This is a genomic window from Thiobacter subterraneus (assembly GCF_055379455.1).
The window spans coordinates 1,570,807-1,584,524 of sequence record NZ_AP042402.1 but is presented as its reverse complement, the minus strand read 5'-3'; the positions used below and the strand labels follow the sequence as shown (position 1 = coordinate 1,584,524).

The 13,718-nt window shown below is 66.4% G+C and carries 17 protein-coding genes; all 17 read right to left on the bottom strand.

Annotated features, from left to right (window positions below):
* Window positions 1-61: 61 nt before the first annotated feature.
* Window positions 62-412, bottom strand: a complete 351-nt coding sequence (locus tag ACZ42P_RS08000) for a DUF2793 domain-containing protein (protein ID WP_464897027.1) — start codon at window positions 410-412, stop codon at window positions 62-64.
* 44 nt (window positions 413-456) lie between these two features.
* Window positions 457-2,760: a phage tail protein gene (locus tag ACZ42P_RS07995; protein WP_464897026.1), complete on the bottom strand. Its 2,304-nt coding sequence runs from the start codon at window positions 2,758-2,760 to the stop codon at window positions 457-459.
* Complete coding sequence (locus ACZ42P_RS07990) at window positions 2,760-2,975, bottom strand: hypothetical protein (RefSeq protein ID WP_464897025.1); 216 nt, start codon at window positions 2,973-2,975, stop codon at window positions 2,760-2,762. The genes ACZ42P_RS07995 and ACZ42P_RS07990 overlap by 1 nt, the downstream gene beginning before the upstream one ends.
* Window positions 2,972-3,208 carry a hypothetical protein gene (locus tag ACZ42P_RS07985; RefSeq protein WP_464897024.1) on the bottom strand — a complete coding sequence of 79 codons (237 nt, stop codon included), beginning with the start codon at window positions 3,206-3,208 and terminating at the stop codon, window positions 2,972-2,974. The genes ACZ42P_RS07990 and ACZ42P_RS07985 overlap by 4 nt, the downstream gene beginning before the upstream one ends.
* Complete coding sequence (locus ACZ42P_RS07980; protein ID WP_464897023.1) at window positions 3,208-4,023, bottom strand: phage BR0599 family protein; 816 nt, start codon at window positions 4,021-4,023, stop codon at window positions 3,208-3,210. Before ACZ42P_RS07980 ends, ACZ42P_RS07985 begins: the two co-directional genes overlap by 1 nt.
* Window positions 4,024-4,025: 2 nt before the next feature.
* Complete coding sequence (locus tag ACZ42P_RS07975; RefSeq protein ID WP_464897022.1) at window positions 4,026-5,585, bottom strand: hypothetical protein; 1,560 nt, start codon at window positions 5,583-5,585, stop codon at window positions 4,026-4,028.
* Entirely contained in the window at window positions 5,582-6,637 is a 1,056-nt protein-coding gene (locus tag ACZ42P_RS07970) for a hypothetical protein (RefSeq protein WP_464897021.1), read from the bottom strand. Before ACZ42P_RS07970 ends, ACZ42P_RS07975 begins: the two co-directional genes overlap by 4 nt.
* 4 nt (window positions 6,638-6,641) lie before the next feature.
* Entirely contained in the window at window positions 6,642-9,347 is a 2,706-nt protein-coding gene (locus ACZ42P_RS07965; protein ID WP_464897020.1) for a phage tail tape measure protein, read from the bottom strand.
* Window positions 9,347-9,988, bottom strand: coding sequence for a DUF6441 family protein (locus ACZ42P_RS07960; RefSeq protein WP_464897019.1), 642 nt, complete (start codon window positions 9,986-9,988; stop codon window positions 9,347-9,349). Before ACZ42P_RS07960 ends, ACZ42P_RS07965 begins: the two co-directional genes overlap by 1 nt.
* Window positions 9,985-10,149, bottom strand: coding sequence for a hypothetical protein (locus tag ACZ42P_RS07955; protein WP_464897018.1), 165 nt, complete (start codon window positions 10,147-10,149; stop codon window positions 9,985-9,987). The genes ACZ42P_RS07960 and ACZ42P_RS07955 overlap by 4 nt, the downstream gene beginning before the upstream one ends.
* 29 nt (window positions 10,150-10,178) lie before the next feature.
* The gene (locus ACZ42P_RS07950) at window positions 10,179-10,577 is read right to left on the bottom strand and encodes a DUF6631 family protein (RefSeq protein WP_464897017.1); all 399 of its coding nucleotides are present in this window, start codon (window positions 10,575-10,577) and stop codon (window positions 10,179-10,181) included.
* A gap of 10 nt (window positions 10,578-10,587) precedes the next feature.
* Window positions 10,588-11,340 carry a phage tail tube protein gene (locus ACZ42P_RS07945; protein ID WP_464897016.1) on the bottom strand — a complete coding sequence of 251 codons (753 nt, stop codon included), beginning with the start codon at window positions 11,338-11,340 and terminating at the stop codon, window positions 10,588-10,590.
* Between the two features lie 6 nt (window positions 11,341-11,346).
* On the bottom strand, window positions 11,347-11,556 hold the full coding sequence (locus ACZ42P_RS07940; protein ID WP_464897015.1) for a DUF7210 family protein: 210 nt from the start codon (window positions 11,554-11,556) through the stop codon (window positions 11,347-11,349).
* A gap of 1 nt (window position 11,557) precedes the next feature.
* Window positions 11,558-11,986 carry a hypothetical protein gene (locus ACZ42P_RS07935; RefSeq protein WP_464897014.1) on the bottom strand — a complete coding sequence of 143 codons (429 nt, stop codon included), beginning with the start codon at window positions 11,984-11,986 and terminating at the stop codon, window positions 11,558-11,560.
* Window positions 11,983-12,267, bottom strand: a complete 285-nt coding sequence (locus tag ACZ42P_RS07930; RefSeq protein ID WP_464899387.1) for a head-tail joining protein — start codon at window positions 12,265-12,267, stop codon at window positions 11,983-11,985. Before ACZ42P_RS07930 ends, ACZ42P_RS07935 begins: the two co-directional genes overlap by 4 nt.
* On the bottom strand, window positions 12,267-13,271 hold the full coding sequence (locus tag ACZ42P_RS07925; RefSeq protein WP_464897013.1) for a major capsid protein: 1,005 nt from the start codon (window positions 13,269-13,271) through the stop codon (window positions 12,267-12,269). The genes ACZ42P_RS07930 and ACZ42P_RS07925 overlap by 1 nt, the downstream gene beginning before the upstream one ends.
* A gap of 63 nt (window positions 13,272-13,334) precedes the next feature.
* A complete protein-coding gene (locus ACZ42P_RS07920) occupies window positions 13,335-13,712 on the bottom strand; it encodes a head decoration protein (RefSeq protein WP_464897012.1) in 378 nt (125 codons plus the stop codon).
* Window positions 13,713-13,718 lie beyond the last annotated feature (6 nt).

The window sequence follows — 13,718 nt, the reverse complement described above, 5'->3', positions numbered from 1 at the left end:
CTCCCAAAAATGCGAAACCCACCTCACGGGCGGGTTCAGTTTGGTTGAGGTGATATAGCGATCAGATGGCGATGCCGGCGCTCCAGCCGGTCGTCTTGTAGACCGTGAGCTTGGCCTCGTCCTCGATGTAGGCCAGCCAGCCGACCTTCGGGGCGTGGTACTCCCAGGCGCCATTGATGCGCACGGCGATCTGGTCGGTCCTGCTAGCCCAGTCTCCGGTCGCGCCGGACGGGATGATGTAGCGGTCGCCATCCGCAGGGCTTACCGGAGGGGTGGTGACGGCGCGGCTGATCACGGATAGGCCAATGATCGCGCCGAGCCGCTTGAGGTTCGCGTCCATGTCGGTGTTCCAGCCGGATTCGCCCAGCGTCCAGCCGTAGGACAGGCCAAGGTTCGGATCGGTGAGTGCCATGCGGGTCTCCTTGCAAGTGCGTTTGAATCTCGTTCGTGGCGGCTTTACACCCCGCCCCAGTATTGCCCCCAGCGCAGGCCGTAACCCGCGCGCTCGACGGTGCGCACCTGCGCCTGCCAGCTTTTGATCCCATCGCGTTCGGCTTCGATTTCGACGGTGACGGTATCGCCCGCGACGCCGGCGTCGATCGCGCTGCTCGCCACGTCCCAGGTCAAGCCGGTGCCGGTGAGGCCGGTGACGGTGCGCACAAGTGTGCCGGTGCGATCGCGGATGCGCACGGTGTAGGTGGTGCCAGGCTCGGGGCCGATGTCGCCCTCGTCCTGCTTGACCAGGTAGGCGGTTTGCTGTTTACGGTCGCGGTGCGCCCAGGCAATGTCGAGATTGCCTGCCACCACGGCAGGCTCACGCTGGCCGTTGAGCCGGATGCGTCCAGGCGGGTAGGGCCGCGCCTGGCGGCCCGCGAGCAGCAGCGGCTGGCCGTTGGCCGCGAGCACGGCATCGCCCTGGCCGGATGTAGTGCGCGGGATGGCGGCGACGTACACCGCCTCGCCAGGCGCGCGATCGGTGGTCTCGGCGGCCAGCCATTCGCCCACGCCGATCAGCCGCGTGCCGGAGGCATGGGCCTGCGGCGTGGTGTCGAGCACGCCACGGGCGAGATCGACCGTTCCCGCGCCGGCATCGAAGGCGAGCACCGCCACCGCTTCTCGGATCTGGCCTGTGGCATCGACCAGGTAGGCATAGTCGCCCACGGCCAGGCGCTCGGGCTGGCTGATGGATGTCACCGGCAAACCGATGGCATCGACCTCGCTGAGAGGGAGTGCGGCATCGAGCCGCAGCAAGGGCGCATAGTCTTCGCCCACGACGGGCACGAGGTTGCCGGCTGATGCGCCTGTCGCCAGTTGCCAGTTCAGCTGCCCCTGGCCTCCGGCGGCGGCCAGTGCGCCGATGTAGGTATCTGTATCCGTGAGTTGAGCGAGATCGGCGCGGGACAAGCGCCGGGCGAGTTCCCAATACGGCACTTCCATGGCCAACACCAGGGCCGGGGGCAGCGGTTCGAGCGGGGGCTCTTCGATGCGTGGCGGCGTGGGCGAGAGCACGGTGTCGCTCATCCCGAACACGTCTTCCACCGCTTCGATGCGCCACTCGGCCGCGCCCAGCGTCCCGGTGTCGATACCGGTGATGCGCACCACCATGCGCTCGATGCCAAGACGCGGCCAGTGCAGTAAAAACACGTCGCCTGGCATGGGCGGGATGCCATCGAATGCCAGTGGCGAGATGAGCATGGTGATCCGTGCCAGCGGCGAGCCTAGTGCGCGCAGATCGCGCAAGGCAAGCCGAGCGGCCAGCGGTCCGTAGTTGACGCCTGGATAGTCGCGTCGCTGGTTGATGACACCGCCTTGCAGCTGGATCGCGGCGAGGTTCTGGACCGTGACCGTGGCTTCGCCGCCGGTGGCCCAGTCGGTATAGACCACGGTGATCTCATTGGGGAGTTCGCCCCACTGGGCCCGCTCGAAGCGCTCCATGCGCACGATCTGGTCAGGCCCAATCGTGCGCAATGTATCTATCGAGTAGTCGTCACGCAGGAGTCTAAGCTCGAACAAGCCTGAATATGGATCGAGGTAGAGGATGCCGTTGATGTGGTCCAGCACTTGTGTGATGAAGTGCTCGATCGGCTGCTGGCGCGTCCAGATGAAGTTCAGCCCGATTCCTTCGTAGTGTAACTGGACAGCGCAACCCCAGAGACTGTTTCCAATGACACCCGGTGGGTAGCCCATCCCCCAGTTCGGGTCGGTGAGGCACTGCACCAGGATGTGGGCCGGGTTCATGCCCACGCTGATGTACCCTCCGGCACCGTCGTCCCACGCCGGGACTTCGGTATAGCCGTCCATCCCCATGTAGCCGCTGCCCATGGGAGGTGGCACGACCGACCATCCGGCGTTGAAGCGCCGCACGCGTACCGCCCATGGCTTCAGGTAGTGGTTGTTGGCGGCGTACATGATCTTGCGCGCCACGAGTGAGAGCACGCCACGGAAGGCTGGGATCGCGCTTCCGAGGCGGCTCACCAGATAGTCGTTGCGCGCCTGCGTAGCCTCGCCGTTCATGATGTCGATTTCGCCGACGACGCCGCCTTCACGTTCGTCGCCTCCGAAGAGCGACGGCTTGTTGATCGATACGCGCCCAGGCACGAACCATGGTATGGGCGTCATCAGTCGGTTGGCATCACCCCATGCCGTGCGGTCGCCGATTTTGATTTCCTGCACCATGTCTACCGGCCCCTGACAGAGCACCAGGTGCAGCCCGATACGGTAGCGATAGCCGACGGTTTGTGATTTTTTCCGGCCACCCATCAGACTCGATCCTGCTGGCTGGATGCACGGCTGGCGATTTCGACCACCCGCTGCACCATGGCGTCTCCAGTGGCGAGCAAGGTATCGGCGTCACACCCATCGCGCAGAAATGCGCGGAAGTCCATGCCATGGCGCGCAAACCAGACGCGTGTGCCGTGCACGCAGAGCCCTGCGGCGCGCACGTGATCGATGGTGATGCGTAGCTTGGTGGTCATTTCTTGCCTCCGGACTTCTTGATCGGCTCGGCCTCCAGATCGCCATACCAGACGACGTTGGCGCCTTTGATGATCACCGAGCCGAAGACGACGGGAATGGGTCTTCCTTCCTCGGCTGTGGGGGCATCGATTTCTGCGAGCGAGGCCGGCTTGGGCTCGGGTGGCTTCGGTCGCAACGCCAACTGGATCAGCGTGGTGACGACGAACAGGAAGAGCTGCAGAAAAAAATTCATCAGAACACCCCCGTCGAGAACGGGTTCTTGGTCGGGATGAAGGGAAACCCGCCGTAGTTGTCGAGGTTATTGAAGCGTGATGCGCACGTGGCCGTGCTGTGATCGCAGCCGACCGTCAGCAGCACCTCGGCGCCGGTCGGGATGGCCACCGGATAGAGCAACTCGATGCCGACGGCGAACTCTCGCACGATCATGTGGCGGTCGCCTGCTTGAGTTTGTAGCCAGCCCCCAGCGAGGCCGCCGGCCACAGTGGCGGGCACGACGTCGGTGAACCAGATGCTGCGGCCGTCGACGCTGCTCACGGTGGCGCTGGCCGTGATCGGCGTCGCACCGCAGGCAGGCGAGTAGAGCACATGCGAGCAGGCGCGGCTGTAGAGCCTACGCAGGCCGATGCGCTTCATGCTCACCTGCGCGGACTCGCAGCGAATGCGCGCTACGTCGTCTGCGATCTCGATACCCAGCACCCGGCCCATCCAGCGCGCGCCTTGAATCCACCAATTGTCGTTCACCTCATCGCGCAGGGCGATGCGCAGGGTGACCGATGTCGCCTCACCGGTCAGCGCGTTGTTAAGCAGATGACGGACGAAATCGCAGTCGGGCGGCAGTTTCAGCTCCAGCGCGGCCTTTGCGGCTTCCGCCCCCAACGACAGCGCATTGCGCTCGATGGGCAGGCTCTTATAGAGCACGCCACCCAGATCGACGTCGAATTCATGCGGCGTCAGATGGAACTGACCGCTGCTACTGGCGAAGTCGTAGAGCTCGGCCTCGCGCAGGGGGATCGCCCCGGTACGGCAGCCATATACAAACGGAATCATGACTAACTCGGCATCCAGAGTGGACGATCGTTGCAGCGCGGCTCTGGCAACTGGCGCGCGGTGATGGGAATCTCGACCAATGTGGGGCCGTGCCAGTAGAGGTCGATGGCGTCGTGGTCGAGGCGGCAGCGCGCAAGGCGAATGATGCGGCTGCCGGCGGGCACCGAGTAATCCAGGCCCGACCGCAGCACCAGCACGCCGCCCTGGTCCCGGTGGGAGGCGGCCGTCAGCACGTGCTGGCGGCTGCCGTCCGGATGCACGATGACGCAGGCGGCCGGGCGATGCCAGAACGCGGAGACGTCCTCACCCGACACACGCAAGAAGCCATCATCGGGATGGGCGTCGGCCCTCACCCACAGGATCGGCGCCAGGCCGTCCGGCAGCCAGAAGGACTCCAGCCGCCCCTGGGCGCGGAATAAACGCGCGCGCCAGAGATCGATCTCCGCGGCCGTGCCGGCCAGATAGTTGCGCTTGAAAGTCGTCGTCGCCCACGGATCGTCGCGACGAACCCACGGCTCGGCCATGGAGAAGTCTTGCCGGGTCACGACGCCTTGCGCGGTCGCCGCAGGATCATCACTCCAGTTGCCATCCGGCCAGACCGGGATGCCATCGAGCAGCGGGTCGCCTGGCTCGACTTCGGGTGGGCGGGAAAAAGCGATCTCGGCGCTGACTCGGCCACCGATCACGCCAGGCACCCATTGCGCGCATTGCGCAGGATCGACCGCGATGCCACGCACCAGCGGCATCACCAGGCTGCCCGCGTCGATTGGGCGCGCCAGCGGATCGGCCAGCCACAGCATGTTACCGGAAACGTTCGAGAGCGAGACGACCTGCCACCCATCCGAGGCGATGATCAGCGCCCATCGCGCATCGCCGTCCCAGCCGTGCAGGCCATCGAAAAGCACACGCAAATCCGCAGCGAGCGGCCCGAACCGGCGATCATCCGCCGATGAGACGGGCAGCGCCAGCGCACCGCTGGCGCGGGCTTCGGTCACGGGCACGGCATACTGTGGCAAGGGCCACAGCGCCGTCTTGCCGAGATGATCGGCCAGCCAGTCGGCCACCAGCGCGTCAGTCGCCCGCCCATGCCCGACGTAATAGGTCAGTGTGCGGCGCGGCACGAGCCGCATGGCCTGGCGAGATTCGTTGCCGCTCGCAAGCCGGGTGACACGGGTCTTCCACTCCAGGCGTTCGACGAGCGGCTCGGCCCAGTCGTGCCGAAAAGCGAACACGCCGCGCGCAGCATCCGGCCAAGGTGCATCGCCGAAGGCGTCCATGCCGGTAGCCACCATGCCAGCGGCAGCCGTATCCCGGCGCAGTACCTCGACCAAGAATGTCATCGCCTCGATGGGCGGCCAGGGATGGGCCAGGGATTCCGCCAGCAGACCGGCCGCAAGCCCTGGCGGAAGCGGGGATGATGCCGTCTCGGGTGAGACTGTGGCCACACCCGTGCCGAAGGCCGCGCGAGCGAGCACCTCGCTTTGAAACGTGGGCAGTGCGCTTCCAGGCGTCGGCGCGGCGCCGACTTCCGCGATGTCCTCGACGACGACGCGATCGGTCATGCGGACTCAACCCCGAATTCCGCCGCGTTGAACGCGGCTTCGGTCCACGGGACGTTGCCGTTGGGGTTGCGCTCGAACAGCGCCGTGTGCCAGGCCAGCTGCTCTTGCAGGATGATGTCGCTGCTCGTAGTCGTCGCAGCGCCGCTGACCACCAGCCCCTTGACCTTGCCCAGACCCGCATCGGTCTTCCTGGCGAGCATCGTGACCTGCACGCCGTAGATCGCCGGGCTGCTCATGGCCGGCAGCGACTGGATGTCGAAGCTCTGGCGCAGGCCGGCGGTCATCGCGCGGATGCCGCTGGCTTCATTGCCATCGCTGACGGCTTGCCAGGCGCTCTCCGCGCCATCGACCGTCCACTGGGTGAGGCCGCCGTTGGCCTGTGCGGAGAGCGCATCGACGCGCACGTCGCCGAGGAAAGTGTCGTTGATCGTGCCGCTGGTGTCGGCGATGTAGAAGTCATCCACGTCGATCGTGACGGGGCAAGGCTGCCCAGGCACCGCGCCCACGAAGGCGGTGACCAGTTGACCGCCGCCTTGGGTGGTGTTCTGCGCCGTGAGCTGGATGGCGAGGATGCCGTTGACGCGCACGTCGAGCGTGCCGTTGCTCGTGCCCTGCACGACCTTCAGTTCGACATAGTGCCAGCCGCGCGCCGGCGCGGTGACGATCGATGTCGAGAGCGGCGTGTCATAGCCAGACTGCCTGCGGTAGAGTTTCACCCGGCCATCCTCGCCGAGCTTGACCAGATGCGCGACATTACCCGTCGTGTCGCGCACGCCGAGCAGCACCGGTTCCTGCCCTGTATTCTGGAATGGCGGTAAGCGCAGTGCCGCGCCGACGATCAGACTCGTATTGGCGGCGGCGATGTTCTTGACGTACCCGCTGCCTGGGCCAGCCGGCAGGCGCAAGCCGTAGGACGAAGGCCGCCTGCCCTGGATGCGCGTGGCGTCAGGCGACAGATATGCCGCCTTGCCGCGCGCCAGCCACGGCTGGCCGAAGTCCTCCAGTTGCTGCGGGTCGTAGTGGTCGAAGCCGTCGATGAAGAGGAGCGCCATGGCATCATCCTTGCAAGGCGGCGCGCACCGCGCGGGCGTTGCGGCCGATGATGTTGAGGATCACCCGCTCGCCGGCGGGCGTTTGCAGGTGGTCGTGGGTGACGGACGGGTCGATGGCGTTGACGATCCGCACGGCGGTGTTGACCTGCGGCGCGGCCGGCTGCATCTGGACCTGCGGCACGAGCCCACCGGCGGCGAATACCAGCTCGCGTCCGATGATGCGCGGCGGGGTGACGCCGCCGTTGATCGCATCGAGAAACGCGACGCCCACCCGCCGCACGGCGTCCGCCCGTACCACGTACTCGCCGGCGGAGAGCCGCGCCGGGATCGAGTCGGACGTCGAAGTGCCCGGGCCGGTGACGAGACCGCCTGCCGCGAACTTTTTGATGTTGCCCAAGAGCGCCATCACGGCGGCCACCATCGCCGCCATCGCGGCGATGGCCAGTCCCGGTCCGACCACCGGAATCGCCGCCTGCGAGGCGGCCGCGCCGGAGCCGGCTTCGGCGGCGTTGGCGCTGACCTTGGCGGCCGCCTCGGCTTGTTTGACCGCCACCGACTGCGCAGCCGCGGCCGTCTCTGCGGCCTGCTCCTGCTGCAGGAAGCCCACCTTCATGGCCAGCATGCGCGCCTGCATCGCCACCCACTGCTGGAATGGCTTGAGCACCATCTCTTGGAGGATCGTGTTGGAGATGGCCTGGAAGATGTTGGCCAGCGCCTCCCGAAGCGACTGCGCGCCGCTGACGATGCCCTGCACGGCCTGACCGAAGGCCTCGCCGATGCGGTTCCACACCGGGGCCAGCTCGTCGGTGACGAGCCGCGTGCGTTCCAGCTCGTTGCGCCAGGCCTGCACCCGCAGCACCGCCTCCGGCCCGATGGCCTCGGCGGCCTGCTCCATCGCCGGCAACAGCCGCTCCATCTCGGTGGCGGACTCGCGCTGCAAGGCCACGATCTGCTCGCGCGCCTGACGCTCGGTCAACAGCCCTGCCTGCTGCTGGATGCCGATCGCGTCCTGCGCATTGCGCAAGCGCTCGGTGACCTGCCGCCACTGGGCCTCCAGCGCCGCCAGGTTCGCCTGCGCGGCCTTCACGTCGATCAACCGGTCGATGATCGCCACGCCGTCCGCATCGCTCTCGGCCAGCAGGCGCGCGCGCAGGTCGCGGTAGCCACGCTCGATCGCGGCACGCCTGTCGGCGTCGGTCGCCGTGCCGGTGAGCTGCGCCAGCTCCTCGCGCGCGGTGGCCAAGGCATCGGCCAGTTCGCGCTCGGCCTGCGCTGCCTTGCGCGCATTGGCCTGCTCAATGTCGGTGCGGCGATTGTTGAGCGTGATCAGCTCGGCCTCGAGCCTGGCCACGTCAGCCTTGGCGCGTAGGCGATCATTCTCGCTCTTGCCGTCGGCGGCGACTTGCCGGCTGCGCTCCAGCTCCTGCTGCTTGCGCGCGATCTCGGAGTCGATCTCCTGCTGCTCGATGGCCGTTTTCTGCGCGTAGTAATTCCGAATGGAAACGAGGCGGTCTTCGAGGGCCGCCTCCAGCGCGGACTGCTGTCGCGACAGACCATCCTTCAGCAATGCGAACTCGGCGTCGAGCCGGGCCTTGATCAAGGCAGTCTGCGCACTGGTGGTGTCCTGCGCTGGCTTGACGGCTTTAGGCTTGGTCATGCGCTGCAGCAGTTCAGGGTCGGCCTGAATCTTCGGTGCCTCGACCTCGGTGGGCCTGGGATCGAACAAACTGTCACGGAAGGACGCCAGCTCATCCAGCCGTTTGAGCAGATTGTCCTCGAGGTCGGCGATGATGGCGCGGGCACCCGAGGTGTTGCCGCGCAGCGCCTCGACCGCCGCCGCGACACCGGCACCGATCGCCTCGCCCAGTGCCACGAATGCCTTGCCGACGGTGGCCGCCCCCAGCGCCAGGGTCTTGAGCACCAGCACGATGCCGTCCAGGATCGCGCGCAAGGCGCCGCCCTGCTTGGCCGACTCGACCATGCCGCCGGCCATCTCGTTCATGGCCGGCAGGAATGCTTCGATCACCCGGTTGGCGATGCTGGTGGTGGACAACTTCACCTTCTTCATGGCGTCGTTGAAGGCTTCGGCCTGCGCGGCGGTTTCTCCGCCGATCTGCACGCCCAGCGCCTGCATCTCGCCGGTGAGCGCCGCGATGCCGTCGCGTCCCTGGTTCAGGAAGGGGATGAGTTCTATACCGTTCTTGCCGAAGAGTTCGATCGCCAGCGCCGACTTCTGCGCCCCGTCGGGCATGGCCTTGAACCGATCGGCCAGATCGAGCAGCACCGCATCGGTCGCACGCAGCGTGCCGTCTTGATTCTCGAATTCGACACCGAGCGCCTTGAAACGCCGGGCCGACTCCTCCGAGCCCGTGGCCGCCTCGAACATTGCCGTGGCCAGTTTCTTCAGGCCGGTTTCGAACTTCTCGGCCGAAACACCAGAGAGTTCGGCCACCGGCATCAGGGTGGAGAGGGTCTCCACGGTGATGCCCACGCGCTGCGAGAGCTTATTGAGCGCGTCGGCCGACTCCAGCGACGACTTGACCATCGCGGCCAAGCCGGCCGCCGACATCGCCACGCCGAGGTTGGCCAGCACGCCATTGACGCTCTTTGCCGCATCTGCGAGACCACCCAGGCCCCGCTTGATCGAATCGAACGCAGTCTTGGTCTCGTCGACGGCACGAATCAGGATTTGAGCTCGATCGTATGCCATCAGATTTGGTTCAGTTCCTGTTGAATGGCTAGTGCCAAGGCAGGCAACGCACGTTGCACACTGGCTGCAAGATCGAAGCGGCGCTTCAAGTCCACCCGCCGCACCAGGACGGCGATGGGGATTTCGTGACCGCGCTCGATGCGCTTGACGCCGCTGCGCTCGCGCTCGGCGCGCTTGAAGCGCCTGAGCTGGGCGTCATTCTCGCGGATGTTCTCGGCCATCAGGATGGCCTTGCCGTTCTTCTCGACGAAGAAGGCATTGCCCGAACGCATCAGGCCGTCGATGACCGCCTTGAAACGCTTGCGGCCGATGCGAGTGGGTAAAAGCGGGATCAGAAGATTGCCGCTCACCGTACCGCCGTGCGTGTGGATGCCCAGCCACGAGATGCGGCTGCCCACCCACAGCGCGGGCAGGCGCTCAGGCTTCCGATCGAACACCTTGGCCTGCATCGACGAGACGAAGCCTGCGCGCCGCACTTGAAAGGCGCTTTTCATCGCCGAGCGCGCCGCGTCACGCACCTCACGGCCACCCGCTCGCATTCCTCGAGCGACGGCGGCATGGATCGCGCGCCGGCGTTCGGCGCTCCAGGTCGAGAGCTTCCTTGGATCGAGCAGTCCGGAGGTGGTGAGCGTCAATTTCATGGCCGCTCGTCATCCCACAACTCACGCTGCAGCCGCTCGATGGCCGCCCGGTCGCCCTGGGCGGCCACGGCGTGCAGTGCCAGCCGCAGGGCCAGTTGCTGCCGCTCGATCCGAGCGTCGGCCTTCAGCAAGGCCCGCGCCTGCGCGAGCGTGTAGCGCATCACGTCGTCCAGCCGGTGCCCGGCGCGGATCAGGCGGGCGACGACGTCGTCCCAGCCGAGAGCATCGGTGCCAGGCGCTGGGCCGCGCCCTGGATCGCCGGCACCACCCGCCCCACGAAAAAATCCGCGTTCAGCTCGAACACCGCCGCCGCCAGCGTGACGGCATCCTCCAGCGAGAGATCGTCCACCCAGGCCCGCTCGCGCCGGGTGGTGATGGCCAGCAGATCGAGCACGGCATCGCCATGTCGCGCCAAGAGATCGAGCCAGTCCGGCCCGGCCGAGAGATCGGCGGCGATGGGCCGCACCGCGGCCAGGATGCGCGGCAACTCGCCCAGGCGGATCGGCGTGAGTTCCACCGCGGTGCCGGCCACCGTGACCACCCTGGGGCTTGGCGGGAAAGTCTGGAAGTCGGCCTTGCCATCGGTCATCGCCGTCCCCTTACAAGAGCACCAGGCGGCCGAACTGGCCCAGATCGCCGCCGGCAGGCTTGGTAAGATCGGCCAGCACCTGCCCGGACAATTCCAACTTGAGCAGCTCGTCGGTGATGATGGACAGTTCCTTGGCCGGGTTGATGGCCACGCGGTACAGGTCGATCACCACCTCGCGGTTGCCGTCGGCGGTGTTGAGACCCTCGAAACGAATCCAGCGCTCTGGCAGCGGCTGGGTGAACATCGCGGTGACGTTGGCCGCACCGTAGGCATAGTTCACCTTGAACGGCTCGAGATATGGGCCACCGGTGGTCTTGTCGTTGATGACGATGGAACCATGCTTCTGGTTCACCGTATATTGCGTGGGAGGCAGCGTATTCGGAGACGCGCTGGAATCCTCGACGACCACGCTGGAGACGTTCTGGTGCGCCAGCGGATACAGACTACCGAGCGTGACCGGGTTCGGCAGCGCTTCACCAGTCACCGTGCCAGGCGTGACCTGGGTGCTGCTGCCGTAGAGCGCGAGCGCCAGGTTGGCCGGGATGAGTTCTTCCAGCGTGCAGGCGAACTCGCCCTTCTTGGTCTTGATGAGCTGCAGGTCGGTCAGGCGCTGGCCCGACTGCGCTTCCTGGTGCTCGATGGTGTCCACCGAGAGCGACACCTTGAGTTCCGGCACGTTGCCGACGAAGGTGAGTCCGGCCGGGTTGCCGAGTGCATCGCGCGCGCCGATGTAGACGCGCCCTTGTCCGGAAAAATACGCCATGGCGGGTTACTCCTTTGCTTTACGCTTGAATCGAGGTTCAGGGAGGACTGCCGTGCCGACAGCGGTCTCTTGCACCGTTTGCGCATCGTCGACGGGCTTGCCTGCGCCCCGCTCGATCAGCCAACGGGCGGTGTGCTCGTCCACCTCGATGACGCGACCGGCGGGATAGACCACCCCCGCATGGGTGTGGGTGACCTCGAGTTTCAGCTTGGGCATGTCAGCCTCCTTGAGCGATATCGGAAACGAGGGTGCGGTAGGTGATGCGGTAAGCTGCGGGGATGGCGACGGCCTCGATGTCGGCGTCCTCGGCCTGCCAGTCGGTCTCGGCTTCCGCGATGGCGAGCGAGAGCCCCCCGAGCGTCGGATCCGCCATCAGCGCGGCGTGCGCTCGGCAGACGAGATCGTCGGCCACGGCGAAGCCATCGCCCGGATCGCGGACGAGCGCCGTGAGCTTGACGACGATCTCTCGCTCCATGCGGTCGTTGGCGCGCTTGATGGGCGCATCGGATTCGACCGTGACGACCATCGCCGGCGTTCGATCGCGCGGAATCGCCACAGTCGGCTGTCGCAGGACGGCCACGGGCGCGACCGCCGCCGCGATGCGCGCGACGATCTCGCGCACGATGGACTCGCGGCGGCTGATCATGCGAGCCTCGCGAGCTTCGCCACGGACTCGGAGCCGTCGCGTACCTGCCGCACCTCGCGCACGCGGTAGGATTGACCGCCGATCGTGACCGTATCCCCGGCCGCGAGCGCGAGGCGCGCGGTCGGATACTCGATCTGGTAGTCGCGGGAGAGCGTCAGTCCATCGAGCACGGTCTCGTCCGGTGCGCGGAACGCCGCCTGCACCGTGACCGCCCCAACCCGGATTGGTATAAGCAGCCCGGCGCGGGCGGCCGCGTCGTAGAGGTCGCCGACGCTCACCATCACGCGGCCACCAGACGCACCAGCACGCCTGGCCGATGGCACATCGGCAGGGGGTTCGACTGCGTATGCAGATCGGTGCCACGGTCGAACTTGCGCGGCTCCTGCTTGGCGTAGAGCGGCTGGCCGAGGGTGTTGACCGTCTCGTTGAAGTCCGCCGGCGCGAAGTAGGTGGCGAAGGTGTCGAGCGTCCCTTCGGGGAAGGCGATGGCCTCGCCGTCCGGGATGAACTTGCGCACGTTGCCCGCCGCGTCGGTGGCGAAGCCCACGTACTCCTCGAAGACGAGGCCGCCGAAGCGGAAGCCGCTGCGGGTGTCGTCCACCAGCGCCGCGCCCTGCTGGTAGAAGGCGAAGGCCTTCTCGACGTTGTCGTGACTGGTGAGCGCGTCGAAGAACGCGGTCGAGCACAGCACGCGCACGCCGGTGGCGACCTCGCCCATCAGGTTCTTCTCGATGGTGCGCAGCACTTCGTTGCACTTGGTCTTGACCTTGGTCGAGGCGGTGCCGAGCGCGAAGTTGACCGTGGTCTGGGTGACACCGAACTCGTTCCACAGGTCGTAGATCACGCTGCCATCGGCATCCAGGATCTGGCCCTTCAAGGCGCCCATGCGCAGGTGCTCCAGGGTGATCGCGTGCTTGTTGCGCATGGCCTCGAGCTTCCTGGCCATCACGCCGGCGATGGCCTCGGTCTGGTTCTCGGTGCCGAAGGCACGAATGCCCTGAACCTCCTCGGGCAGCACCACGTCGTCGTGCGGGATGTGCGGCACGATGAAGGAGCGCACGCGGCGCTTGCCGCTCGTGCCCACCGTGCCGGGCGAGCCCGGCGCGCGGGTGGGCAGCAGGTTCAAGACGCCGTGCATCTCCTCGACCACCACGTTGCGCTGGATGACCGGGCGCGGGGTGAACAGGCCCAGCTGCTCCAGGCGGCCGTAGCGGTTGGGGATCAGGTTGATGGCGGCAGTGAGGCTCGCCATCGAGAAGGCGGGGTTGTCGAACGGGTTTTGCATGTCGAATCTCCGGACGTAAAAAAACCGCCTCGCGGGCGGTGTCGAATCGATAGCAAGCGCGAATCAGGCGGCGCTGCGGATGAGAACGCCTTTGACTTCCATCTGCGCGATGGCCGCTGCCTTCTGCGGCGCCGTGATACCAGCAGGCCAGACGATGGCCTTGTCGGCCAACACGGCATGGCGTGCAATGACGATGCCGGTCTTGTCGATCAGCGTTGCATCGACGTCCTGGATCAGCACGCCAAATGCGTTTTGCGTGCCGTCGGAAGCGGAAGGATTCAGCGCATAGAGTTTGCCATCGTCGGTATTCTTGCCAACCACGGTGCCAATACCGAGATTCTGGCCGGCGGCGACGGTCTCCTGATTGCGCGAGTAGTCGAGGCATTCCTCCTCGTATTTGACGAGGTCGGAGACGTAGTGCCGTTCAGCGATGCTTGCCATGCTGGA

Bases quoted from the DNA above. Each gene is read 5' to 3' on its own strand.
- ACZ42P_RS08000 (WP_464897027.1), bottom strand. From the start codon at position 412: ATGGCACTCACCGATCCGAACCTTGGCCTGTCCTACGGCTGGACGCTG.
- ACZ42P_RS07935 (WP_464897014.1), bottom strand. From the start codon at position 11,986: ATGATCAGCCGCCGCGAGTCCATCGTGCGCGAGATCGTCGCGCGCATC.
- ACZ42P_RS07945 (WP_464897016.1), bottom strand. From the start codon at position 11,340: ATGGCGTATTTTTCCGGACAAGGGCGCGTCTACATCGGCGCGCGCGAT.
- ACZ42P_RS07925 (WP_464897013.1), bottom strand. From the start codon at position 13,271: ATGCAAAACCCGTTCGACAACCCCGCCTTCTCGATGGCGAGCCTCACT.
- ACZ42P_RS07960 (WP_464897019.1), bottom strand. From the start codon at position 9,988: ATGAAATTGACGCTCACCACCTCCGGACTGCTCGATCCAAGGAAGCTC.
- ACZ42P_RS07940 (WP_464897015.1), bottom strand. From the start codon at position 11,556: ATGCCCAAGCTGAAACTCGAGGTCACCCACACCCATGCGGGGGTGGTC.
- ACZ42P_RS07950 (WP_464897017.1), bottom strand. From the start codon at position 10,577: ATGACCGATGGCAAGGCCGACTTCCAGACTTTCCCGCCAAGCCCCAGG.
- ACZ42P_RS07930 (WP_464899387.1), bottom strand. From the start codon at position 12,267: ATGGTGAGCGTCGGCGACCTCTACGACGCGGCCGCCCGCGCCGGGCTG.
- ACZ42P_RS07975 (WP_464897022.1), bottom strand. From the start codon at position 5,585: ATGACCGATCGCGTCGTCGTCGAGGACATCGCGGAAGTCGGCGCCGCG.
- ACZ42P_RS07965 (WP_464897020.1), bottom strand. From the start codon at position 9,347: ATGGCATACGATCGAGCTCAAATCCTGATTCGTGCCGTCGACGAGACC.
- ACZ42P_RS07920 (WP_464897012.1), bottom strand. From the start codon at position 13,712: ATGGCAAGCATCGCTGAACGGCACTACGTCTCCGACCTCGTCAAATAC.
- ACZ42P_RS07970 (WP_464897021.1), bottom strand. From the start codon at position 6,637: ATGGCGCTCCTCTTCATCGACGGCTTCGACCACTACGACCCGCAGCAA.
- ACZ42P_RS07985 (WP_464897024.1), bottom strand. From the start codon at position 3,208: ATGAATTTTTTTCTGCAGCTCTTCCTGTTCGTCGTCACCACGCTGATC.
- ACZ42P_RS07995 (WP_464897026.1), bottom strand. From the start codon at position 2,760: ATGGGTGGCCGGAAAAAATCACAAACCGTCGGCTATCGCTACCGTATC.
- ACZ42P_RS07990 (WP_464897025.1), bottom strand. From the start codon at position 2,975: ATGACCACCAAGCTACGCATCACCATCGATCACGTGCGCGCCGCAGGG.
- ACZ42P_RS07955 (WP_464897018.1), bottom strand. From the start codon at position 10,149: ATGCGCTACACGCTCGCGCAGGCGCGGGCCTTGCTGAAGGCCGACGCT.
- ACZ42P_RS07980 (WP_464897023.1), bottom strand. From the start codon at position 4,023: ATGATTCCGTTTGTATATGGCTGCCGTACCGGGGCGATCCCCCTGCGC.